We start from the raw sequence: 22,996 nt of genomic DNA on the forward strand, positions 1-22,996 counted from the left end.
TGTATGTAGAATATTCTTTTTTAAGGTTGGCAACATAAATTTCCTTCGCCATTTTCGAGAGCAGATTTTAGACTATCAAGAACTCCTGACCAAGCCATTTGGTGCCAATTAATTGCTTCGGTCCAGTCCTCATTATCTTTAAATCCAATATGTTTAACAATAACCTTGGTAGAATCCTCATTGATTGATTTAAAACTTACGTTTACATTTGTTAATTCATTTTTATTGTTCATTAATGTCTCAAATTGGTCTGGTCCTTTCCAAGTAAAAAGTAGCTCTTTTTCATTAATAAGTTTTGTGATTTTACAATCCTTCGTATTCATACCCTCCTTATTTCCAGGTATAAAGTAAAGTTCATATGCACCACCTTCTTTAGCTTCTACAACAGTTTCAGGTGCAAACCATTCAGAAACTCTTTCAGAAATTGTCCAGGCAAACCACACTAAATTTAATGGTGCATTAATTGTTACATCTTTAATAATAGTTTTATCATTTGTAGTAGTTGTCATAAGAACTCTCCTTTGTAAAATAATTACACTTTAATATTATTATAATTGGAAAAAATTTGAAATGGTGATTTGAATGTAAGTTTCATAATCCTCTTTACGAACGGGTGCAGTATTCCTGTAGTAAATGAAATTTTGCCTATGGAAGTAAAGAGGGAGGTTCATTGAATAAGGTAATAAAAAGGGTAAGTTTCCAAATGAAATGATAAAATAAAATTAAGTACTAATAAGAGGTTAGTTTCCTGAGTAGAGAGGAGAAAAAATATGAGAGAGTGTAAAAATATTGAAGAGGTAAGAGAAGGTGTTAATATGGATTTTGAAAAGACATCAGAAGTGATTGGAAATTTAGAAAACCAAGTAGAACGTTTGGATAAAGAAGTTTATAACTTGAATTCTAAGATTGAACTTTTAGAAAATCTTTTGATGAAAATTATTGAGGACCAAACTATATCTTCAGATTTACTATCTGATATTAATTATATTGTTTTGAAAAAAGAGTTAAGTGGAGAAGAAAAAGCCCAAATTCCATTTTTGCTTCTTAAAATCCAAAAAGAACATATGCGTGAAGGTAAAATACCTACCTTAGAAGAATTCCATGATGAATTACTACAAGTTTTGGGAGTTAATCAAAACGAGAAAACAAATTATCCAATTCAAATTTCAAATCAACTGCTTCAAAAACATATGCAATTAGGTGAATTTCCGGTTGCAAAAGAAATACTAGCAAAAAGATAAAAACTTGAATTTTTAGCCCAAATTAACTTTACAAACCATAACGTACAAATGGATATTATAGAAAACAGTGAAAATGAAAGCATATTAAATATAGATTCTAACAGTAATGAAGTTTGTACAAGAACTTATATTGGTGAAAAAACAGTTATTATTATCAGAGATATAAACACTTAAAGGAAAAAATAGATTAATTTTAGAAAATGAAGTCTTATATATTTTTAATAATAAATAATAATTAAACATAAAGATACTGAAGATGTTAAAGCACTAAAGAGAGTTGAGGCTGTAATTCAAAAAGTAAGGATTATCCTTGATGAATACAATTCAAATCCTGATATTATTGAACAAATCTATAGAACAATGATTTTCTTCTTTTATAAATCACGAATTAGTTCATCATTCAAAAATTAATACTAGGCAAGGGTAAAAAACTGAAGTTACATAAGGCAATGCTATAAATTCATAGACTTTTTTGTATTTTTGATGATGGAGAGCTTGTGAATCAATGCACTTAAACAGTTGGGAGCTTTCAAATAATAGAGCGTTTTTCTTATAGTGCTATGGGAAGATTAGTTTAAGTACATTCCTTCATAAAATAAAAATAATCCTCTTTATTGGAGATTTTAGACATAAAGAATAAAAGGTATAAAACAAAATCCTCTATTGTTGGGGAGATAGAAGAGGCAGTGTAATTACCCAAAAACTCCAACAGCAGAAAGACCTTCTCCCTATTTAGGAGAAGGTCTTTCTGCTGTTAAACGGCTTTATCTTTATCTTTTTCTTCCTTTACCCAAAAGTCTGCATTTTTGATTCCCAATGTTTCTGGATTAAAAACAGGATCTAAACCTTGCTTTTTCTGTTTTTCATAGTCTTTTAATGCAATGAAAGCGGGTTTAGCCAATATCACGATAGCAATCATGTTAAGCCAAACCATTAAGCCTAAACCAATATCACCAAGTGCCCAAGCTAGGCTGGCTGTTTTAGTGGACCCATAAAAAGTGGCAAAAAGTAAAACCAGTTTCAGTAAGTCAGAAAAAAATCGGTTATTTCTATTACGGAGCAGATAGGTCAAGTTTGTTTCTGCAATATAATAATAGGCCATGATAGTCGTGAATGCGAATAAAAACAAAGAAATAGCTACAAAACCAGAACCAAATCCAGGGATTTGACTATCGATTGCTGCCTGAGTAAACCCTGGTCCAGCCTCTACACCTTCTACATTATTAATAATCATTGTTCCATTTGGGGCTTTTGTATTGTACATTCCTGTGAACAAGATCATAAAGGCAGTAGCTGAGCAAACAAGCAAGGTGTCGATATACACAGAAAATGCCTGAACAAGTCCTTGTTTTACAGGATGGGATACTTCTGCAGCAGCTGATGGGTGTGGTCCGGTTCCTTGTCCTGCTTCATTTGAGTAGATTCCCCGTTTTACACCCCATGCAATGGCCATACCCATCATGCCACCGAATGTAGCTTCAAGGTTAAAGGCACTTTTAAAGATCAAAGTAAAAACTCCCGGTAGTTCTTTAATGTTCATTAAAACGATAACGATGGATAAAAGGATATAGCCTAGAGCCATAATCGGAACAATTACCTGAGCTACATTTGCTATCCGTTTGACACCACCAAAGATGATGAACCCCAACAGTAAAACTACCAATAGTCCTGTTATATATGTAGGCATGTTAAAGGCGTTTTTCATGCCAACTGCTATTGAATTCGACTGGACACCTGGCATTAATATCGACATGGAAATGATTGCTGCTCCTGCAAATAGAAATGCAAACCACTTTGATCCGATTCCCTTTTCGATATAATATGCAGGCCCTCCTCTATACTGGCCATCTTGCTTTACTTTATAGATCTGTGCGAGTGTTGATTCAATAAAAGCTGTAGAAGCTCCTATAAAAGCCATAAACCACATCCAGAACACGGCACCAGGTCCTCCAAAGGCAATGGCAGTAGCTACCCCAGCAATGTTACCTGTCCCAACTCTACCGGATAATGCGATGGAAAGTGCTTGAAAGGAAGAGACTCCAGCCTCTGAACTCTTTCCATGGAACATGAGGACAATCATTTCCTTTATATGTCTAATTTGAAGAAATTTAGATACAAACGTAAATATAAGACCGATTACTAATACAATATAAATGACTGGGGTACTCCATAGTATCCCGTTAATAAAAGTCACGATTTCTTCCATATTCATACTCCTTTAAGTGGTGTGTTTTAATATTCAGAATTTAATTATAATTTATTAGAAACTATAATACAATAAAATTTATTGCCCTATTATCCACAGTAAGAAGCTTTTATTATTTTTTATATTAATAGATGAATCTAAAAGTCCAATGATCTACAGATAATTTAGTAAGGTCTTTTTAGATTCTTCTCCTTTTTAATCCTACTAGAAGAAAAATTTTTAAAAAGAACATTGTGAATCATTTCTCTCAAACTATAGGAGACTTTCCTAATGTAAAGGGAGGCCTTTTTCATGTGGTGCTAAAGTGGAAGTAAACTGTAATATGTAAGATCTTTCTTATGGTAGAAATGGTCAGTTTAGTAAAAGATAGGTTAAACCGACAAAATGGTGCACATAATGTCGGACGGATACATACAACTCCTGTTATTCTATTGATGAAAGGGGGGCATTTAATGGATTTGCTTAAGAACATGAATGATGCAATGGGATATATTGAGGAGAACCTCACGAACGAAATAGACTTTAAAATAGTGGCAAGAATCGCTCATTGCTCCGAATATCATTTTAAAAGAATGTTTTCTTTTCTTGCAGGTATAACATTATCAGAATACATTCGCCGTAGACGACTGAGTTTGGCTGCATTTGAGCTTACAAATAGTATTTTAAAGATAATTGATATTGCGGTTAAATATGGATACAATTCTCCAGACTCTTTTACTAGAGCTTTTCAAAATTTCCATGGTGTAACACCATCAGAAGCAAGAAACAACGGACAGCAATTAAAAGCCTTTCCACCAATGACCTTCCAATTATCAATTAGAGGAGGAAATGAAATGAATTACCGAATTGAACAAAAAAAAGCATTTAACATAGTTGGTATGATGAAAAGAGTTCCAATTATTTTTGAAGGGGAAAACCCGGAAATTACAGCAATGTGGAAATCTTTGACTATGGAAAAAATAGATCAATTAAAAAAACTCTCTAATGCTGAACCTAAAGGAATGATTCAAGCATCTACAAACTTTTCTGATGGACGTATGGAAGAAAAAGGAGAGCTTGATCAGTATATAGGAGTGACAACAACAGAAGAATGTCCTGAAAACTTTTCAAAACTTGAAGTTCCTGCTTTAACCTGGGCGATATTTGAATCAACGGAAGCTTTTCCTAGTACTTTACAGGAAACTTGGGGGAGGATTTTTTCTGAGTGGTTTCCATCTTCCAATTATCAAGTAACAGAAGGACCCGAAATCTTGTCGATTAAAACCCAAGATTTAACTTCACCATTTGTGAAAAGCGAAATTTGGATTCCAGTTTTAAAAAAATAATTTTATTTTTTAGATCAAAGAGCTGCTTGGGTCAGCTCTTTTTTCTATAGGAGGTTAGTTTAACAAGAGGTGAGATAAATCGGTTACTAATATATTTGAATCGGAGAAAGGGATTTGTTCGCCTAAATTACAAAGATTGTTAAGGGAACTTTCATTTATGAAAAAAATAAGTTTAATCTTATCCTATATCTTCTATCAGTTGGTTTTATTTGTTTGCAAGCAAAATAGTGAAGTAAAGGTTGATAATCGACAAAATTATCATAAAAGTATAGAAAACTATTTATCCAATAGAGAACAGTTATGAATCATTAGTTATAGGGGATATAGAAATAATTGAAATTTGGGTTGATGAAAAGTCAGAAACCATTATGAATACAGAAGACACATATACGATTTATTCTTTAACCATTAACTCAATCCAAAAAATTAATAGGGTATGTCACTAACAGATGCCTTAGTTTAATAAGCAAATATTATAAAATGGAACTTTATTTTATAAGAAATATCATCTTTAAACTTTAACAGAGCCTATTTATAAGAAATTTAGTAAAAATATTATTTTAAAATTCGCAAAACGTGTTAGGATGTAAAGACTAGAGTTGTTAATTGATTTTTCTTTATTTTACATATATATCTATTTTAGGGGGGAACATGAAGGAACTAATTGTCGGAATATTCATTTACAATGAAGTAGAAGTATTGGATGTTGCTGGTCCATTTGAAGTTTTTTCTTTAGCTGGTGGGGAGAATAAATTATTCCATGTCTATACTATTTCAGAAAAAGGTGGAACTATTTTAGCAAGAAATGGTCTTAGAATAGAAGCAGATTTTTCTTTTGAAAACCATCCTGTTCTGGATATTCTCATTGTTCCAGGCGGCTATGGTGCAGAAGAAATCGAAATTTATAATCCGGTTTCCATTAAGTGGATTAAAAAGCAATCAAGGAAAGTGGAATTTATGACTTCTGTCTGTACAGGAGCATTTTTATTAGCGAAGGCTGAGTTGTTGGATAATTTAAAGGCTACCACGCACTGGATGGATATTGATCGCTTAGAGCAGGAATTCCCAAAGGTTCAGATAGTTAGGGAAGTGAAATTTGTAGATGAAGGAAAGATACTAACTTCTGGTGGGATATCTGCCGGAATCAATATGTCCTTTCATATAGTGGAGAAGTTATACGGCGAGGAAGTAGGAAGGGAAACAGCAAAGCGGATGGAATATGATAGATAATAAAGGAAGAGATAAATAGATTAGTAGGAGGAAAATGGAAATGAAGAAAATTACTGTTTTACATTATGATGCATTTACTGATCAGCCGAATAAGGGAAATCCTGCTGGAATCGTGTTAGCGGGAGAGCAATATACCGAGATAGAAATGCAGAAAATAGCCAAAGAGGTAGGTTTTAATGAAACGGCGTTTGTTTTACCATCAGAATGTGCTGATCTAAATATTCGTTATTTTACTCCTGGACATGAAGTGAATCTTTGTGGTCACGCTACTATCGCTACTGTTTTTGCACTAAAAACGATGGGGCTACTCTCAGACAAAGAACTTTATTCCATCGAGACAAAGGCGGGAGTGCTTCCGATTAAAATTAATCATCGTAATCAGTCTTCGCCTGCCATTACGATGAAGCAAGTTACACCGCAATTTAAAGAATTCAAAGGTTCACGTTTAGCATTAGCAGAAGCAATCGGTCTTAAAGAATCTGATTTAGATACAAATTTTCCGATTCTTTATGGCAATACGGGGCTGTGGACACTCCTCATTCCTATTAAAGAACTGCGTGTATTTCCAAAAATGGCTGTTAAAAATGACTTGTTTCCAGCTATTTTAGCGGAAATTCCTCAAGCATCCATTCATCCATTTTGCCTGGAAACCTATGATATAAATGCAATTATGCACGGAAGGCATTTTTCTTCTCCTTACTCTGGGACAACCGAGGATCCAGTTACGGGCACAGCGTCAGGAGTGATGGGAGCATATTATATTAAGTATGTGGATGAGGCATGGAAAAATAAGACTATTGTTATTGAACAAGGTCAGGAGATAGGTCATGATGGGAGAGTATCTGTTATTGTTTCTGAGAGGAATGGTCAATTAGATGTGGAGATTAGTGGAACAGCAGTATTTGTCAAGGAATTAATAATAACTATTGATTGAATATAATGATTAGGAAAAGGAGTTAATTACATGGAAAGATTAGAGCCAGTAGAAGCAGCCCGCCTTTTTATAGAAACATATTATGCAAATTGTAATGCTGCTGTTTTAGCCGGAAGTGTAGTAAGGGGACAAGCAACAGCTACTTCCGATCTTGATATTGTCATTTTTGATGAAAAGATCGTCTCCTCTTATAGAGAGTCTATGATGGAATTTGGTTGGCCAATTGAAGTATTTGTACATAATTTATCTTCCTATAAAGATTTCTTCTTAATGGACTATAATATAGCCAAACCTTCTATGCAGCGAATGGTTACAGAAGGAATCATATTAAGAGACGACGGAGCTTTGCAAGCAATCAAACAAGAAGCAAAACAAATGCTGGCAGAGGGACCGAAAGAATGGTCAGAGGAAACAATTCGTACGAAGCGTTACTTTATAACAGACGTGCTAGACGATTTGATAGGAGCGGACAATAAACAAGAGGAAATTTTCATTGCAAGTACATTAAGCTTTCTTCTCCATGAATTTATTTTAAGAGTAAATAAGCAATGGATTGGCACATCGAAATGGATGGTCAGGAGTTTACGACAATATGATTCTCTATTTGCGGATGAGTTTATTGAAGCATTTGATTGCTTTTATCGAACCAGAGAAAAAGATAAAATTATAGAAATTACGGAAAAAGTATTAAAGCCATATGGGGGCAAGCTGTTTGCGGGATTTTCACTTGGTAAGGAAACATAAAACCTAATTTGTACCTTCGCTAGTCTCCTGGTTTATATATATGATTTATTCTTTACCTTATTTTCATAGTATCAAAAGATTGGGGATAAATGACTTATTGACTACTATTTACCATTATTTTTTCTAATCATAAGTGATTAGATTTACGATATGTTTTATTCGGCTAGACTATTATAAAATTAATAGGACGAAGATCTGGGAGGGAAAAGGAAGATGACTATAATTGGTGTGCATCATGTGCAAATAACCATTCCTAAAGGAATGGAACAAAAGGCTAAGGATTTTTATTGTGGCGAGCTAGGTATAAAAGAAATAGCGAAGCCTGCATCCTTACAAGGAAGAGGGGGTTTTTGGCTATCTCTAGGAAATATGGATGTACATGTTGGAACAGAAGAAGGATTTGATCGTTATTCAACTAAGTCCCACCTTGCTTACCAAGTAGATAGTATGTTGGATTGGAAAAATAAACTGAGTGATCTAGGAGTAGAAATAACTGATTCTATTCCTATTGAAGGCTATGAACGGTTTGAGTTTCGTGACCCATTTGGAAATCGCGTGGAGATTATCGAAAAAAAGATATCGGAATAATTAATAGGCTAAACTAGTAGTAAAATGCGAAAAGGAGTAAGCGGATGAAAGAAGGATATATAGAGGTTACAGGAGGAAAAGTATGGTATATCATACATAATGAGACAGCAGAAGGAACTCCACTGCTTATTTTACATGGAGGACCTGGTTCTAGCTCATACTCTTTACAGGGGTTAAAGGACTTGGCAACCGATCGACCAGTCATATTATATGATCAGTTAGGCTGTGGAAAGTCAGATCGACCAGATGATGATTCCCTATGGACATTAGACAGGTTTGTCGAAGAAGTCGCGCAAGTTCGTAAAGGATTAGAATTGAAAAAAGTCCATATTCTTGGCCATTCATGGGGCACAACTCTTGCCGCTGCTTCTTATTTTAATAATCGAGAAGGAATTAGCAGCATTATTTTCTCCAGTCCGTGTTTAAGTGCACCATTGTGGGAAAAAGATCAAAAGAAAAATTTAGCTTTATTACCAGTAGAGGTGCAAGAAACGATCAGAAGCTGTGAAGAAAACGGAACGACAGATACACCTGCTTTTCAACAAGCGATTGAAGTGTTTAATGATCATTTTGTGTGTAGATTAAAGCCTTATCCAGAACATTTAAAACAAGGAAAGCACTTTAGAAATCCACATGTGTATCAAATAATGTGGGGACCTTCAGAATTTACTGTACAAGGGAACTTAAAAACATTTGATTGTACGGAACAGTTAGCAGAAATTTCTATACCAACATTGTATACATGTGGGCGCTATGATGAAGCAACACCAGCATCAACAGAATATTATAGTAGCAGAACTCCACATGCATCTTTTCATGTATTTGAAGAAAGTGCCCATATGGCCTATATAGAAGAACCTGAGCAGTATAGACAGGTAATGAATGAATTTTTAGCGCCATTAGACAAGTTATAAAGCGGTGCTAGGAAGCTGAAAGGTCGAACAGATCTTTTGGCTTTTGTTATACCATAAGAAAAAAAGCTAAAAATCTACTTTCTCTTTCTGTTTTTAGGTGATTATTGGTATACTACTGAATAGAGGTTCTACATCTAAAAAGATGTAAAAACGATTTTAAAAGTAAAATGAGGGACAATGCGTGGAAAAAAAATCATCAAGAAAGCTTGCAAGGTATTCACTTCTTATTATGGGATTGGGGTTTATCCTGACATTTCCATTTCAAGATAATAGTTGGATACATTTAATTCATGGCGGTTTTGAGGCTGGACTTGTCGGTGGTCTAGCAGACTGGTTTGCCGTTACAGCACTATTTAGACATCCTTTAGGTTTGCCAATCCCACATACTGGTTTATTACCTAAAAATAGGGATAGGATGGTAAATGGGCTAGTGACTGTTTTGAAAAAGGATTGGTTATCAAAGGAAAGTATCCAGGATAAAGTGAAGAATATTCCTTTTACCGAAAAAATCACTGCTGCCATCAAAACAAGAATAGAAACAGAGCCAGTAAAGAAAGCAATGATAAAGGCTACACAGCAAGCAATTAGAAATATAGACGTCGAAAAAATAACTCCATTTGTGCGTAAGCAAATGTCAGCAGCTTTATCAGATGTACAAATAAGTAATATTCTACAGCTGCTTACAAAGCAATTAATTTCAGAAGAAGTGGATAAAAAAGCATTGGATCATGTTCTAGTAAAAGCGGAAGCTTGGCTGCGAAAAGAAGAAACAGCTCTAAAACTTGGTTCTGTTTCGATGAATGTGTTAAATAATGTTGAGGCAAGCGGCATGCTGCAATTTGCGTTAAAGACATTGCAGAATATTTTAACAGAAGAAAAGTTAGGGCAAATTGTCCAAAATCTTTGCTTAAGTGGAATGCGTAGTCTTCAAAAAGATGGGGAGCAAAACCGTGAAGCATTGGTTCACTACATTCGTAAGGAAATTGAAAGCCTTCCAGAAAACGAGAAAGTATTAGCAGGAATCTATACATGGAAAGATAAAGTCCTTGATTCGCTTGAGTCCAATCATACAATCTTAACAAGCCTCAAGCAAGCACAAGAGAAAGCAATCGAACTTCTTGAAAATGAGGAGTTTATGGAAACAAAAGCTCTTCCATTTATTCTTCAGCTAGTGGGAAAAATTGAAGAAAATGGCGAAAAGATTGATCCATGGATTATTCACCAAATTTCTCATTTTATTGAGAAAAACCATGATCAAATTGGCAATTTAGTAAAAGAAAATCTGGATAAGCTGGATAACGAAACACTTGTCGATATGATTGAGAATAATGTAGGCAAAGATTTGCAATGGATTCGGGTAAACGGAGCCGTATGCGGATTTATTATCGGTCTGTTTCTAAGTGGAATTCAGTTAGTGGCGAATATTTTATAAGAAGATAATAATTGAAAACGGCAAACAAAACCAATGCATAGTTTTGTTTGCCGTTTTAATTTGTTTAATAACGATTATATTCCAATTTAATAGGGGGGACGCTTTTGAAAGTTTGGTTTTGAGAAGCTTTCAGATGAGAAAAATAAGCTAAGACTCAATAAACCAGTAATTCCACCTATACTATAGATAATACGAGAAAATCCTGTATGCTGTCCTCCAAAAATCGCTACATCAAGAACGTACTGAAATAAACCGATAAGTCCCCCATTAACAGCACCAATCACGATTAGCATTAAGGCAAATTTCTGTAATACACACATCTTTTAACCTCCTATTTGTTAAGAAATTTACTAGTATGTTTATCCCTCTTTTATAAAAATAAAATACAAGAAATATTACCAGTTTTTGAGAAAAAGAACTATAATAAAAAAAGACTTAATTTTACAAAACATGTTTGGAGTGAAAAAATGAAAGGGATACAAACACCGATTTGCAGTGCTAGGATAGCGGTTGTCTTTAGATAAAGTTCTATTATTGAAACGAGCAACTCCAGTATTTAAGATATGTGGTGTTGCATAGGGGGAAGCCTAGAACAGGGGGAAAAAGCTTAGGAAGCAGTTTAAGAGAGGTAAAGGAAGAAACAGGTATTACCAAGCTAGCCCTTTATAGTTCGAATACATTTGACCAAATATATTCGCCTGTAGAAAACTACCTATATATTGCTCCAGTATTTGTTAGCTTTATAGAGGAAAATCAAGATGTACGTTTAAATAATGAGCATAGTGACTATAAATGGTTGTCTTTTGAAGAAGCAAAGAAATTCGTAACACTGCCAGGAAATGACGAAGTTCTTACCTTTATCGAAAAGCACTTTATTAAGAAAAAGCCAACGGAATGGTTACGTATAAGAGGAGCAATTGTGGGAGGGCAAGATGATAACATATATTTACATGGTAAGACACAGTGAATCGCCAAAAGCCCAAGGAACAGAACGAACAAGAGGGTTAACAGAAAAAGGAAAAGAGGATTCTGAACGTATAAGCAAAATGCTACAAAAGGAAGAAATTGATCTGTTTTTTCCAGTCCTTATCAACGTGCTATCTTAACCATTAATGATTTAGCTGCAGCCTTGGGCAAAGAGGTGTCCATTATGGAAGACTTAAAAGAAAAAGTGTTTAGTTTAGAAGCTGGCCCTTTATCTGATAATGAATTGTATCCATATCTTAGTAAGTCGTTTTCGAATCCAGATTATGCCTTAGCTGGTGCTGAGTCTAATAGAGTATGTCAAAAACGAGCGATAAAGGTTTTAAAACAGTTACTAACTACATATGCAGGAAAAAAGATCGCAATCGGAACCCACGGTGTAGTAATGACGTTAATGATGAGCTACTACGATAGGCGGTTTGATTTAGAATTTTTACTTCATACGACAAAGCCAGATATTTACCGAATGAAATTTATGAAAAATGAATTAGTAGACGTGGAAAGATTGTGGGAGTGATTTTAAGGGGAGGACTTTCTTATGAATGAGCAAAGTGCGACTAATAAAGCGGCATGGGAATATCGTGCCTATGAATTTTGGATAAAGCGAGATGGCCGCCCAAAGGAAAAAGCGAAAGAAATAAGGAAAGACCCTCGAGCAAGTTTAAAAAAGCATCAAGCATTATTAGAGAATGTTGAGGGGAAAAAGATAGCAAATCTATGTGGATCAAATGGCAGGAAGGCAGTGCCATTAGCACTGTTAGGAGCTGATGTGACAGTCTTCGATATATCAAAGGAAAATGAACAATACGCGAACGAGCTAGCTTATTATGCTAATACTTCCATAAATTATGTGGTAGGAGATGTTTATGACATCGATTTACAAACATATGGAGAAACGTTTGACATTCTCTATTTGGAAGGGGGAGTACTCCATTATTTTCATGATTTAGATCAACTTATGTCCCTTTTATTTTCAATTTTAAAAAAGGATGGCACAATGATTCTAAGCGATTATCATCCTTTGCTGAAATGCTTGAATAAAGATTTCTCGGCGATGCACACTTATTTTGATACGGAAATACATTCAGGCGATATCGCATATAAACATTTTTTCCCTGAAGAAGAGCAAGATGGTTTTCACGATGTTTCTCTCCGCTTTTATACACTTAGCGAAATTCTTAATGCAGTTATTACGGCTAGGTTTACATTAGATCGATTTGAGGAACATCCTGGATGGAAAAAGGAGAATATTCCATGGGAATTTACGATTATTGCCAGGAAATGAATTGAGAAAATGATAATGAAATTTCACATGCTTATTTGATGGAAAGGGAACGATAGGATGAATCGCAAAATGAGGAAATCCCAAAATAATAAAGCTATTTATGGTGTTTGTGGGGGGATTGCTGAGTTTTTTTGAATTACGCCACTAGGTATTCGCTTAATCTTTATAATCACTATGCCAGTATCCATTCTAATTTATATTATTTTAGTAAATAGTATGTCTGATTCCCCGAGAAGCTTGTAAATAAATTACTAGGAGATTTAGAAATGATTAATGCATTAAAGTCGGATTGTCAAAATTGCTTTGGATTATGTTGTGTAGCATTGCCATATGGAGAATCAGCAGATTTTCCCTTTAATAAAGAGAGCGGGATACCATGCAGAAATTTATGTTCAGACAATGCTTGTTCCATCCATGATAAATTGAGAAAAACAGGATTCCGCGGCTGTGTATCATATGAATGCTTCGGTGCAGGGCAGCATGTATCCCAAACCATTTATAAAGGGAAAGATTGGCGGAGTGGTAAGCATGCAGAAGAAATGTTCCTTATCTTTCCGCTTGTTCAACAACTACATGAAATGCTCTGGTATCTAAATCAAGCACTTACGTTAAAGGAAACTGCTTCTTTTCGTGACAAACTTCAACTTATTTATGATGAAACCGTTGAACTAACGGAAAGAACACCGCAAGAGATTTTAACAATTGATCTTAATTCCCATCGAAGGAAAGTTAACGAGCTCTTAATTGCTGCAAGTATAAATTATAGAGGGAGTAGGACGAATAAAGGGAAAAAGAGGTTGAAAAATAAATCGGACCTTATAGGGGCCGATTTAAAAGGATTAGATTTACAAGGGGAAAATTTTCGAGGCAAGCTGATGATTGCTGCAAATCTAAGTAATAGTGATTTGCGAGGAGCTGATTTTATTGGTGCGGATCTTCGAGACGCTGACTTAAGGGTAGCAAACCTGGAAGCTGCGCTCTTCCTTACACAATCGCAAATTAATTCCGCTATTGGCGATGTTCATACTAAAATACCAAACTATTTAGAAAGACCCAAACATTGGATAGAGAGAGAGATTTTGTGAATATTTATGGAGCTTTTTTATGGAATGCGCTCTTTCTTAACTGAAGTCCTAAACCGGCTTCAGATTTTTTCATTTAAAAGGAAAGGACAAATTTAGAAATGCATACATATTCATATAGCTACTAATTGTTAGATCATCCATAGAAAGAGGCGATATTACATGGTGAGACTAAATACTTTATATCAGCATAAAGTAAAGGGCTGGCAATCAAAGCAAGTTATTTATCAAATTCCTCCCTCCATTGGAGAAACAATTGTCATTGAAAAAGCTTATTACAAAATTGTGAATATCATCCATTACAGCGAGGAGGGCTCTTTAGAGGTAATAGCGGACACTGAATAATAACTTACAGAAAAAAGCTGTGAGATAGGTAGAAATATTTGTTGTTTCTTAAGACCAAATACCCATAGTTTCCATTATCCCAATTAAAGATGTCTAATTATCTTCATTTAAGCTATAATAGTAATAGACACACTCGAAAAGGAGAATGTATGAAAACAAAGGCTAAGATTAAAGGTGTAAAGTATAGCACAGATTACAAATTTCCAAGGTATAAAGTGAAGTTAGAAACACCTGAGGGGAAAGTATTAATCATTGCCTTCGATCATACTTTAGCTTCCAAAACAAAAGGGTATGTTCCATTAAATGTTAATTATGATGGAGAAGACATGGGGAATAAATTGTCATGGTATTCTAAAAAAATTGAAAATATGACCATTAATGACTTTTTAAGAATTTTAGCTGGTAAAATTGATAAGTTTTATAAAGTTAGTTAAGGAGACTCTCTGTTTGAGAGTTTTTTTTATTATTGCAAAGATAACGCTTACAAAAAAAGAGATGCTTCATATTATATATTAGATAATCGAATAGGATAGGAGCATGTATATGATATTCGAAGCGTTCCCATTGCTAGTGAAGTTTTTATTTTACCTAATATTTATTTTATCGACGAATCATACTTAACAGGAGCAATTTTCTATGTTTAAAGAAAATCTTGTTACTGAATACAAAATATTCAAATGCAAAATTATTTGCTGAATTCTAAACTGAATTTAGCTTTTTTTTATTAAGTAATCACGATATAAAGAGTACTATGATAACGGAAGAAAACTATTTACGCTTAAAAAGTGAATCCTATGGTATATCTATATCGTCTAACTTGCGAATCTATAAGGGGGGGAAGAAGTGATTTCGAAAAGACTAGAACATTCATTATTAAGAGAGCTAGAAGAGAATGAATTAGAAGAGCTGTTAGAAGAAATTATGATTTTGTATGGTGATGAACTGACAAGGTTGGCTTATACATATGTAAAAGATATAGAAACGGCAAAAGATATTGTGCAAACTGTTTTTATTAAGTGTTATACCCATTTAAAGACGTTTAAAGGAGAAGCGAAATTAAAAACATGGCTTTACCGAATTACAATCAATAAGTGTAAAGATCATATAAAAAGTGCCTATGCGAGGCGGTTTAGCTTATTTAAGAAAGATATAAATCATAAGAGCGCCACTATGCCGTCAACAGAAGAAGAAGTAATGATTCAAACGATGCAAGCAGAGCTAAAAAATATAATTTTAAGTCTTCCGCCAAAATATGCTGAAGTAATCCTTTTATACTACTATGAAGAGCTAGATATAAATGAAATTGCAGATATTCTCCAAATTTCTAAGAATACTGCGAAAACGAGACTGAGAAGAGGTAGAAAAAATCTATTGCCATTTCTACATAAGGAGGAATTCAGATGAAGAATGATTCCAAAGTTATAAAAGAGACACTAGGTGATGTTATGGAAGATGTAAACTTTTCTGAAAGTGATCGACAGAAAGTTATATTCGAAGTGAAAAAGTTGGAGAAAGAGAATGCCTCGCATCCTAATATACTCCTTTTATATAAAAAGCATATCGTAGCAACTATCACGTTTTGTTTATTTATCTCGATGCTGCTGACTTTTCCAAAATTGTCTCCAACTCTTGCAAACACACTTTCCTCTCTCCCTTTTATCGATTCAATTTTCAAAGCATATGGGGATGGAGGGTTAAAGAAAGGGAAGGAAAGCAAATTAGTATCAAATATTGTTGCCACATCGAAAAGTAATGAGGTAGAAATGACGATAAAGGAAGCAATTTATGACGGGGAAAGAATCTCCTTTAGTTATGTAGTGGAATCAAAGGAGCCGATAAGAGAGTATCAGATTGATAATTTTAATGTTTCCTTTAAGAAAGAGGCAAGCGCAGCTACAGGTAAGTTAACAGATGGGAATTATGAAATGGTGACTGCCAATAAAGTAGCTGGGATTGGAACAGTTATTTTTTTACAAAATGAGGAATTACCAAAGGAAATTGAAGTTCATCCCTATTATGCATTAGTAATAAACGGAAAGTATGAGATTTTTCAATTTGAATTTAAACTTAGCAAAACGGAAAACGTAAAAACGATTGCTCCGATGATTACGAGACAAAGCAATGAGAGTGAATTTACTGTGAAGGAGATAAAAAGAACACCAATCACTACTGTTGTTAATTTGAGCTTTAAAGGGCCGGTGACGAAATTCAAAGATAATATGATGATGTTTCGACTAATCACAAATGAAGGAGAAGTAATTCCTTGGATTTCCAATACCCATGGCTATGGTGGAATCACAATAAAGGGTAATTTAGAAGTAATGGATTCTATTCAAGAATCATTTGAAGGGTTAGAGAAAAAAAATACAGATTCGGTGACTATTCAACCAATAATTGCCAATAATAATCAGACTAATAGTCCAACTGAAAAACCATTTAGAGGAAAGGGGACTAAATTAGATTTAGACGATTTGGGAAAAATCAATATTATTGGCGTTAAGTATACGGGAAATGTAATGAAAATAACGTATGAATTAAATAGCCAATTTCCTTTTCTACATTCGAATTATTTTACATTAAAGGATCATTTGGGAAAAGTATATTATGGTGCTAATACATCCAAAACTTTTAAAGAAAAGGATCATTATATTATCGAAGAAGAATTTATGAATATTCCCAGACAAGGACTAACGATTGAATATATGCAAGAAGAAACTCCTCGAATATTAACAGATTTAGAAATTGAAGTTCCGTTAAAATAATCTTAGAATGAAAAAAATGGAATACTAATAAACTAGACCAAATTGCATAGGATTTGGTCTTTTCTGATTCCTATTGTAGATGAGTTTGCGAATAAAAAGAGATATTTTTAATGTAAGATTTATATTGCATTCTATCGTTGTATAATGTAAGATAAATCTAACAAATTGTTGAATATATATTTCATTGTGTAGGTGAGTATATGGCAAGTAAAATGAAACTAGCAAGAATAGAAAAAGGTTTAACACAAGAGCAGCTTGCAAAACGAGTGAATGCCACTAGGCAGACTATCGGGTTGATTGAAAAAGGAGAATACAATCCTAGTCTGAATTTATGTATTGCTATTGCTAAAGAATTAAATACAACATTAGATGATTTATTTTGGGAGGTCGAGTTGTCATGAGATCTTGGATATCTTTTTTATTACCTAATGATGAATATAAGGAAAAAAGGATTTTGTACTTTTTTTCAGAAGGAGCAATAATCCTTTTGCTTATCCTTGCAGGAATGCTTATTTTGAATAACTATGTTAATTTAGATGCTAAAACATCTCTATTACTACCTATTGCGATATTTCTCCTTTATGTGTTAGGGCGGTATATACTATCTGGTATTGAGTATGCAGATATTGCAACAGAAGATTCCTATAAGAAAGAATTAAGAAGTATTGTGATGAAAACAAGTAGTTTTGTTATTTTATTTTTCTTGTTTTATGTTATTTTTTTAGGTTTGCCAGCCAACATAAATGAATGGATGGAAACAATTGTGTTAATAGTGTTCGCAGGTTTGCTATGGTTTTTCGTTAACTACATTTCTTTAAAACGTTCTTATAACAAAAATAAGGATTTGCTATAAACAATTTATATGTTCATTTGTTAAATAATAAAATAAACAAAGATTATGAAGATAATAGAATCCAAGCATTCCTTGTTTGCTTTTTCGGTGCAAGAACACAATGTTTTTGCACCGCTTTTATTATATTGTCGCTATTACAACGCTTCAAACCATTTTCCAAATTTACGAATACAGGACTCTTCTTTCTTTTCTTCATATATATGGAAATCATCTTCCGTAAATTCAGCAAGTGTTTTATTAAAATGGTTGGGAATGAAAATATACCAGAGATCAGACCATTTATTATTATTATCTAAACCTCTTATTTCTTCAGCTATCGTTCCTTGTGATTTGCTCGCAAAGTACGTTATTTGTTCACCATCATAATAGGCCAAACACGATCTAAATTCGCAAGCACGGTTATTTTCCTCTTTTAGTAATTTTAATATACCAGTAATACCGATAGTATCTAACATATGGTTTACATATGCTCTAGGAAAACCGTTTAATTCTTCGATGAAAAAACCAGAATCTAAAGCAATGCATGGTCTCTTAACGATTTCATATGCTTGCAAGACTTTTTGTTTAGCAATCTCTTTAATATCGTCAGTACGTGGCTCGCTTAACTCTTCCTGTATAGGAGTCACTTTTATATTTTTTAATTCCTTTTCAGCAGATGCAACTTTTCCTTTGTTGGTTGTTACAAATATAATTTCCTTCATCAAAGTGTCTCCTTGTGTTCGTAAATTACTTAATGAATTTTCCTGTTCTTTTAATATAACAAAATTTATAGAGAAAAAGAGAATTTTAGCTGATCGGTAAATAACTTTTTTACATTTTCATATAATGATCATAAAGAAGGGAGAAGAATGAATCCGATTGTTGTTATGATAATAATAGGATTGACTGTTCTTATAGATTATTTTTGGCTTGATAGAAATAAAAGCAGATGGGGATGGATGAAAAACTGGTCTAGCTTTGGCAAGGGGCTATTCTTTTCAGTGTTTATTATCATTTCTATATTAATTTATGTTGGATTAAGTGCAGTATATTTTTAAGGATATTCGTTAAAAAATGAGATTAAAGAACAAATACCTATAGCAAAAGTGATGCATCTTAACCTTGTTTGTAGCTAGAATAACAAATGAATATGCGATATGATAGACTCAGGAATCAAAATGAGATTATTGGCAATAGAGTGTATGGTGGAGGATGAATATGGAAGTTTTTGCAGAGTTTTTAGCAGGGATTGATAATCCAGAGCATCGGGATCGAACAGAAGAGGTCTTGCATTGGGTAATGAAAAAATTCCCCAGTTTAGTGCCGAAAATTGCTTGGAATCAGCCGATGTTTACGGATCATGAAACATTCATAATTGGCTTTAGTATTGCAAAGCAGCATTTGGCAGTCGCACCTGAAAGAGCGGGAATCATCCAATTTTCAGATGAAATTGTACAAGCAGGCTATGATCATACGAAGCAGCTCGTACGAATAAAATGGAGCAATTCCGTTAATTTTTCTTTATTAGAAAAAATGATTGACTTTAATATTACTGATAAAGCAGATTGTAAGACATTTTGGAGAAAAGAGTAATAATAGAAGGGTGTACTTGTATGGCAAATAGAAAATTAAATCCACAGGTGGAGGAATTTTTAAGCAAAGATAGCCAGTGGCAGGAAGAATATGTGAAGCTACGACAGCTTGCTCTTGAGTGCGAAGAGCTGACGGAAGAATTTAAATGGATGCATCCATGCTACACTTATAAAAATAAAAACATTGTGCTCATTCATGGATTTAAAGAATATTGTGCTCTTTTATTTCATAAAGGTGCTCTCTTAAAGGATCCTCAAGGAATTCTAGTCCAACAAACAGAAAATGTCCAGGCAGCGCGGCAAATTCGCTTTAAGAACTTACAAGAAATAATGAAAAGGGAATCTGCCATAAAAGAATATATTCTTGAAGCAATTGCAGTGGAAAAATCAGGTTTGGAAGTGATGGTAAAAGAGCACAAAGAATACAGTATTCCTGAAGAACTTGAAAGGAAATTTGAAGAAATACCTTCATTAAAAACTGCTTTTGAAGGATTGACACCAGGGCGCCAAAGAGCTTACATTCTTCATTTTTCCCAGCCAAAGCAAGCAAAAACAAAAGTAACAAGGATTGAAAAGGCAATGGAGAGAATCCTAAATGGCAAGGGATTAAATGACTGCATTTGTGGCCTTTCCCAAAAAATGCCTAATTGTGATGGCTCACATAAATTTGCCGGCAAAAAATAGTCGCAAAGGGACAGTATTAATGTTTCTGAAAGGAAGCTGAGAACTGTCTTTTTTGTTTTATTTGAAAAAGAAGGAATTTTCTGTCTAAACATAGAATTATTCATAAAAATATGTTTAGAGAGGTGTAAGAATGGACCAAATTAGTTGTATTTCCTACATATTGCATCAGTCTCGCGAAGAAAACATACAAAAAATAGCAATTGATCTATTAATTGGAGACATTTCGTTAAAAGAAGCAGAAAAAATTTCTCCTAAAGTGAAGAAAGAGCTGAAGAAGGCAGAAGCATTGTATAAAAGCCATCGAGTTGATTTAAAGGCGGTTTCCGTATTTGTACAAGACTTTATGTTTGTAACAGGATAGTTTATTGATAAATAAGTCTATTGTTAAAGTATTTCTTTCCATAAGAGATACTTTTTATTTTACTCTGTTTTTTTATAAACAATAAAAAACAAATAATTATTAATAAAAATTTATTGTAAAACGATAAATTATATGGTAATTTAAAATAGAAATAAATTAGTGAGGTGTTTTTGATGAAACAAGTATCAACGCTCTTTTTAAAGATTGCTGTTATTCTTATTGGCGTACCTATTCTGGCCTTATGTATCTTCTTAGTACCAGAAATCGGAAATTTTGCTGCTGAGTTGTATCCAAATAATGCTTATTTAAAATATCTGATAATGTTTGATTTTTATGCAGCAGCAATTCCTTTCTACTATGCATTATATCAAGCATTTAAACTGTTAAACTATATTGATAAGAATGAAGCATTCTCGGAGTTATCCGTTAATGCACTAAAGAAAATAAAAAACTGTGCTCTTTCTATAAGCGCGATTTTTGTGTTGGGATTGCCGCTATTCTACCTTTTAGCAGAAAGGGATGATGCGCCAGGAATTATTTTAATTGGACTTGTTCTGATTTTTGCTTCGATGGTCATTGCCGTTTTTGCAGCAGTGCTTCAAAAGCTATTAAAAGAGGCAATTGATATAAAATCAGAAAACGACTTAATCGTCTGAGGTGATACAAATGGCAATTATAATAAATATTGATGTAATGTTAGCAAAAAGAAAAATGAGTGTAACAGAATTATCGGAAAAGGTTGGAATAACAATGGCTAATCTTTCTATTTTGAAAAATGGAAAGGCAAAAGCAATCCGTATTTCAACATTGGAAGCAATTTGCAAAGCATTGGATTGCCAGCCAGGCGATATACTGGAATATAGAAATGAAGAGGAAATCTAGTGATAAGAGCATTAAAGCAGCTTATTTGTTTCGGGTGGCAACAAGCTTTAGCTTGTGTTTTTCCTATAGCTATTTTTGCATCACTGGCAATGACAAAAATGATAGAACTTCCCTTGTTACCAAGATACGATTGGCTGCTTCTTATCTGTCTTTTTATGCAGTGGGTGATGGTCCGTACTGGTTTGGAAACGATTGATGAGTTAAAGGTTATAACCGTTTTCCATTTGATTGGACTTGCCCTTGAGCTTTTCAAGGTTCATATGGGTTCATGGTCTTATCCAGAAGCGGGCTTTACAAAAATTTTTGGCGTCCCTCTCTATAGTGGCTTTATGTACGCAAGTGTTGCGAGTTTTTTATGTCAGGCATGGCGGAGGTTAAAGGTAGAGCTAGTAAATTGGCCATCTTTTTTAGTTGTTGTGCCACTTGCTGCTGCTATATATTTGAACTTTTTCACCCACCATTTTTGGATAGATATTCGTTGGTATTTATCTGGATTAGTCATAATCGTATTTTGGAAATCCTGGGTATTTTACAAGGTAAATGGCATTAAATATCGAATGCCGCTAGCACTCTCTTTTGTACTGATTGGATTTTTTATTTGGATAGCGGAAAACATTGCAACTTATTTTAGTGCATGGGAATATCCCAATCAAAAAGATGCTTGGAGCCTTGTTCATGTTGGGAAAGTGAGTTCATGGCTATTATTGGTGATAGTTAGCTTTCTTATTGTGGCAACTTTGAAGCTGGTTAAGGGGAAAAAAACCAGCTTAAATAATGATGGGAAATAAAAAGCGTAAACAGATAGCTCCTTGATGTGAATGAAGTCTTGGAGCTATTATTAAATTGATTTTAGTCTTCCTCATCAGCTTCATTCGAGTACACTTCTTTTCCTACTCGGATCCATTTCATCATATTTTGTTTATCTGGATAAGTTTCCTCTAAGTAATTGTATTTTCTAAAAAGGCTTGTCCCTTTTTCGTTAATCTAGCTGGCTTTAGGGAGAAAAAGGTATCGATTCTAAGTACTCTTTCAATAAATCCTTCATTTTCTAAAAAAAGGATGAAATTTTCAAATTGCCGCTGTTGCATATCATAATCTTTTGCTGTTGGTAAAGCAATGCCCTTATGTATCTCTCTTAGAACGCTGTAGGCAGCCCTCATTTAGAAACTCCTTTTTTCTTTATTTTAAACTTTCACATTTAAATCATTTCGAGTAATCGCATAGATAAAACTACAAATACTACCAATAAAACCTATCATTATGGCAAACAATTGATTATGTCCTTCTATTTTAAAACAAAGCTCCATTATCATGGTCTGGATTAAAATAATGAAAAGTCCACTAATAGACTGAAAAATAAGAGCTTCAAAAAGTTCATCTATCTTATTTTCTATTAAAAATAAGATAGCATAAAGAAATAGATAACAAAAAAGCTCGCGAAAAAACCTTTTATCACATTTATCATAAAAAAATCCTCTAATTTATTTTTGAACTATTCGATATTTTACCAAAGAACAGAGCTAATATGTTTTAAAAGCAATAAAATAATAAATCCATCTCATCCTTATAAGGG

Annotated in this window: 31 protein-coding genes and 1 pseudogene; 27 read left to right on the forward strand and 5 right to left on the reverse strand. The window is 33.8% G+C overall.

Annotated features, from left to right (window positions below; genetic code table 11):
- Positions 1-20: 20 nt before the first annotated feature.
- Positions 21-509, reverse strand: a complete 489-nt coding sequence (locus tag NiCM35_RS13280) for an SRPBCC family protein (RefSeq protein ID WP_371471585.1) — start codon at positions 507-509, stop codon at positions 21-23.
- A gap of 261 nt (positions 510-770) precedes the next feature.
- Here NiCM35_RS13280 and NiCM35_RS13285 point away from each other — a divergent pair, with 261 nt between their 5' ends.
- Complete coding sequence (locus tag NiCM35_RS13285; RefSeq protein ID WP_433779738.1) at positions 771-1,241, forward strand: hypothetical protein; 471 nt, start codon at positions 771-773, stop codon at positions 1,239-1,241.
- Positions 1,242-1,995: 754 nt separating this feature from the next.
- Here the strand turns inward: NiCM35_RS13285 and NiCM35_RS13290 are convergent.
- Positions 1,996-3,447 carry an alanine/glycine:cation symporter family protein gene (locus tag NiCM35_RS13290; protein ID WP_095333768.1) on the reverse strand — a complete coding sequence of 484 codons (1,452 nt, stop codon included), beginning with the start codon at positions 3,445-3,447 and terminating at the stop codon, positions 1,996-1,998.
- A gap of 452 nt (positions 3,448-3,899) precedes the next feature.
- On the opposite strand from NiCM35_RS13290, the gene NiCM35_RS13295 reads away from it, so the two are divergent.
- The 8 genes from NiCM35_RS13295 (at position 3,900) to NiCM35_RS13330 (ending at position 10,614) form a co-directional block, all read left to right on the forward strand.
- Entirely contained in the window at positions 3,900-4,772 is an 873-nt protein-coding gene (locus NiCM35_RS13295) for an AraC family transcriptional regulator (protein WP_433779740.1), read from the forward strand.
- 157 nt (positions 4,773-4,929) lie between these two features.
- On the forward strand, positions 4,930-5,076 hold the full coding sequence (locus tag NiCM35_RS13300) for a hypothetical protein (protein WP_163188603.1): 147 nt from the start codon (positions 4,930-4,932) through the stop codon (positions 5,074-5,076).
- Between the two features lie 347 nt (positions 5,077-5,423).
- Entirely contained in the window at positions 5,424-6,002 is a 579-nt protein-coding gene (locus tag NiCM35_RS13305) for a DJ-1/PfpI family protein (RefSeq protein ID WP_095333780.1), read from the forward strand.
- 40 nt (positions 6,003-6,042) lie between these two features.
- The gene (locus NiCM35_RS13310) at positions 6,043-6,936 is read left to right on the forward strand and encodes a PhzF family phenazine biosynthesis isomerase (RefSeq protein WP_433779741.1); all 894 of its coding nucleotides are present in this window, start codon (positions 6,043-6,045) and stop codon (positions 6,934-6,936) included.
- A gap of 30 nt (positions 6,937-6,966) precedes the next feature.
- Positions 6,967-7,680 carry a nucleotidyltransferase domain-containing protein gene (locus NiCM35_RS13315; RefSeq protein WP_433779743.1) on the forward strand — a complete coding sequence of 238 codons (714 nt, stop codon included), beginning with the start codon at positions 6,967-6,969 and terminating at the stop codon, positions 7,678-7,680.
- Between the two features lie 213 nt (positions 7,681-7,893).
- Positions 7,894-8,268: a VOC family protein gene (locus NiCM35_RS13320; protein WP_095333786.1), complete on the forward strand. Its 375-nt coding sequence runs from the start codon at positions 7,894-7,896 to the stop codon at positions 8,266-8,268.
- A 44-nt stretch (positions 8,269-8,312) separates the two neighbouring features.
- Positions 8,313-9,182, forward strand: coding sequence for a proline iminopeptidase-family hydrolase (locus NiCM35_RS13325; protein ID WP_433779745.1), 870 nt, complete (start codon positions 8,313-8,315; stop codon positions 9,180-9,182).
- Positions 9,183-9,363: 181 nt separating this feature from the next.
- The gene (locus NiCM35_RS13330) at positions 9,364-10,614 is read left to right on the forward strand and encodes a DUF445 domain-containing protein (protein WP_123259327.1); all 1,251 of its coding nucleotides are present in this window, start codon (positions 9,364-9,366) and stop codon (positions 10,612-10,614) included.
- Positions 10,615-10,700: 86 nt separating this feature from the next.
- On the opposite strand, the gene NiCM35_RS13335 is transcribed toward NiCM35_RS13330, so the two are convergent.
- On the reverse strand, positions 10,701-10,934 hold the full coding sequence (locus tag NiCM35_RS13335) for a DUF378 domain-containing protein (RefSeq protein ID WP_433779746.1): 234 nt from the start codon (positions 10,932-10,934) through the stop codon (positions 10,701-10,703).
- Positions 10,935-11,185: 251 nt separating this feature from the next.
- On the opposite strand from NiCM35_RS13335, the gene NiCM35_RS13340 reads away from it, so the two are divergent.
- The 11 genes and pseudogenes from NiCM35_RS13340 to NiCM35_RS13390 all read left to right on the forward strand — a co-directional run bounded on the left by NiCM35_RS13340 (position 11,186) and on the right by NiCM35_RS13390 (position 17,925).
- Entirely contained in the window at positions 11,186-11,581 is a 396-nt protein-coding gene (locus NiCM35_RS13340) for an NUDIX domain-containing protein (protein ID WP_433779747.1), read from the forward strand.
- A pseudogene (locus NiCM35_RS13345) lies at positions 11,547-12,115 on the forward strand (histidine phosphatase family protein). The gene NiCM35_RS13340 and the pseudogene NiCM35_RS13345 overlap by 35 nt, the downstream one beginning before the upstream one ends.
- A gap of 21 nt (positions 12,116-12,136) precedes the next feature.
- A complete protein-coding gene (locus NiCM35_RS13350) occupies positions 12,137-12,883 on the forward strand; it encodes a class I SAM-dependent methyltransferase (protein ID WP_123257777.1) in 747 nt (248 codons plus the stop codon).
- A 69-nt stretch (positions 12,884-12,952) separates the two neighbouring features.
- The gene (locus NiCM35_RS13355; protein WP_433779762.1) at positions 12,953-13,018 is read left to right on the forward strand and encodes a PspC domain-containing protein; all 66 of its coding nucleotides are present in this window, start codon (positions 12,953-12,955) and stop codon (positions 13,016-13,018) included.
- Positions 13,019-13,149: 131 nt separating this feature from the next.
- Positions 13,150-13,968: a pentapeptide repeat-containing protein gene (locus tag NiCM35_RS13360; protein ID WP_123259331.1), complete on the forward strand. Its 819-nt coding sequence runs from the start codon at positions 13,150-13,152 to the stop codon at positions 13,966-13,968.
- Positions 13,969-14,127: 159 nt separating this feature from the next.
- Complete coding sequence (locus NiCM35_RS13365; RefSeq protein WP_095333804.1) at positions 14,128-14,310, forward strand: hypothetical protein; 183 nt, start codon at positions 14,128-14,130, stop codon at positions 14,308-14,310.
- A gap of 149 nt (positions 14,311-14,459) precedes the next feature.
- Positions 14,460-14,744: a 4a-hydroxytetrahydrobiopterin dehydratase family protein gene (locus NiCM35_RS13370; protein ID WP_047940534.1), complete on the forward strand. Its 285-nt coding sequence runs from the start codon at positions 14,460-14,462 to the stop codon at positions 14,742-14,744.
- A gap of 409 nt (positions 14,745-15,153) precedes the next feature.
- Positions 15,154-15,714, forward strand: coding sequence for a sigma-70 family RNA polymerase sigma factor (locus NiCM35_RS13375; protein WP_433779749.1), 561 nt, complete (start codon positions 15,154-15,156; stop codon positions 15,712-15,714).
- Positions 15,711-17,072 (forward strand): DUF4179 domain-containing protein, encoded by a 1,362-nt coding sequence (locus NiCM35_RS13380; protein ID WP_433779751.1) that lies wholly within the window; start codon positions 15,711-15,713, stop codon positions 17,070-17,072. The genes NiCM35_RS13375 and NiCM35_RS13380 overlap by 4 nt, the downstream gene beginning before the upstream one ends.
- A gap of 200 nt (positions 17,073-17,272) precedes the next feature.
- Entirely contained in the window at positions 17,273-17,473 is a 201-nt protein-coding gene (locus NiCM35_RS13385) for a helix-turn-helix transcriptional regulator (RefSeq protein ID WP_047940535.1), read from the forward strand.
- A complete protein-coding gene (locus tag NiCM35_RS13390) occupies positions 17,470-17,925 on the forward strand; it encodes a DUF3278 domain-containing protein (protein ID WP_095333806.1) in 456 nt (151 codons plus the stop codon). The genes NiCM35_RS13385 and NiCM35_RS13390 overlap by 4 nt, the downstream gene beginning before the upstream one ends.
- A 134-nt stretch (positions 17,926-18,059) precedes the next feature.
- Here the strand turns inward: NiCM35_RS13390 and NiCM35_RS13395 are convergent, their stop codons facing one another.
- The gene (locus tag NiCM35_RS13395) at positions 18,060-18,626 is read right to left on the reverse strand and encodes a non-canonical purine NTP pyrophosphatase (RefSeq protein ID WP_123257773.1); all 567 of its coding nucleotides are present in this window, start codon (positions 18,624-18,626) and stop codon (positions 18,060-18,062) included.
- Positions 18,627-18,773: 147 nt separating this feature from the next.
- Here NiCM35_RS13395 and NiCM35_RS13400 point away from each other — a divergent pair, with 147 nt between their 5' ends.
- The 7 genes from NiCM35_RS13400 to NiCM35_RS13430 all read left to right on the forward strand — a co-directional run bounded on the left by NiCM35_RS13400 (position 18,774) and on the right by NiCM35_RS13430 (position 22,211).
- On the forward strand, positions 18,774-18,962 hold the full coding sequence (locus NiCM35_RS13400; protein ID WP_123257772.1) for a hypothetical protein: 189 nt from the start codon (positions 18,774-18,776) through the stop codon (positions 18,960-18,962).
- A gap of 160 nt (positions 18,963-19,122) precedes the next feature.
- Positions 19,123-19,497, forward strand: coding sequence for an iron chaperone (locus tag NiCM35_RS13405; RefSeq protein WP_123257771.1), 375 nt, complete (start codon positions 19,123-19,125; stop codon positions 19,495-19,497).
- 20 nt (positions 19,498-19,517) lie between these two features.
- On the forward strand, positions 19,518-20,180 hold the full coding sequence (locus NiCM35_RS13410) for a DUF1801 domain-containing protein (RefSeq protein ID WP_123259333.1): 663 nt from the start codon (positions 19,518-19,520) through the stop codon (positions 20,178-20,180).
- 130 nt (positions 20,181-20,310) lie between these two features.
- Positions 20,311-20,541: a hypothetical protein gene (locus NiCM35_RS13415; protein ID WP_095333815.1), complete on the forward strand. Its 231-nt coding sequence runs from the start codon at positions 20,311-20,313 to the stop codon at positions 20,539-20,541.
- 173 nt (positions 20,542-20,714) lie between these two features.
- Positions 20,715-21,197, forward strand: a complete 483-nt coding sequence (locus tag NiCM35_RS13420; protein WP_095333816.1) for a DUF2975 domain-containing protein — start codon at positions 20,715-20,717, stop codon at positions 21,195-21,197.
- Between the two features lie 10 nt (positions 21,198-21,207).
- Positions 21,208-21,423 (forward strand): helix-turn-helix domain-containing protein, encoded by a 216-nt coding sequence (locus NiCM35_RS13425; protein ID WP_047940541.1) that lies wholly within the window; start codon positions 21,208-21,210, stop codon positions 21,421-21,423.
- Positions 21,424-21,425: 2 nt separating this feature from the next.
- Positions 21,426-22,211 (forward strand): DUF817 domain-containing protein, encoded by a 786-nt coding sequence (locus NiCM35_RS13430; RefSeq protein WP_095333820.1) that lies wholly within the window; start codon positions 21,426-21,428, stop codon positions 22,209-22,211.
- A gap of 150 nt (positions 22,212-22,361) precedes the next feature.
- Here the strand turns inward: NiCM35_RS13430 and NiCM35_RS13435 are convergent, their stop codons facing one another.
- Entirely contained in the window at positions 22,362-22,583 is a 222-nt protein-coding gene (locus NiCM35_RS13435; protein WP_123257770.1) for a hypothetical protein, read from the reverse strand.
- Between the last annotated feature and the right edge of the window lie 413 nt (positions 22,584-22,996).

The sequence above is a fragment of the Niallia sp. M35 genome (assembly GCF_050971705.1).
GTDB classification, from domain to species: Bacteria; Bacillota; Bacilli; order Bacillales; family Cytobacillaceae; genus Niallia; species Niallia circulans_A.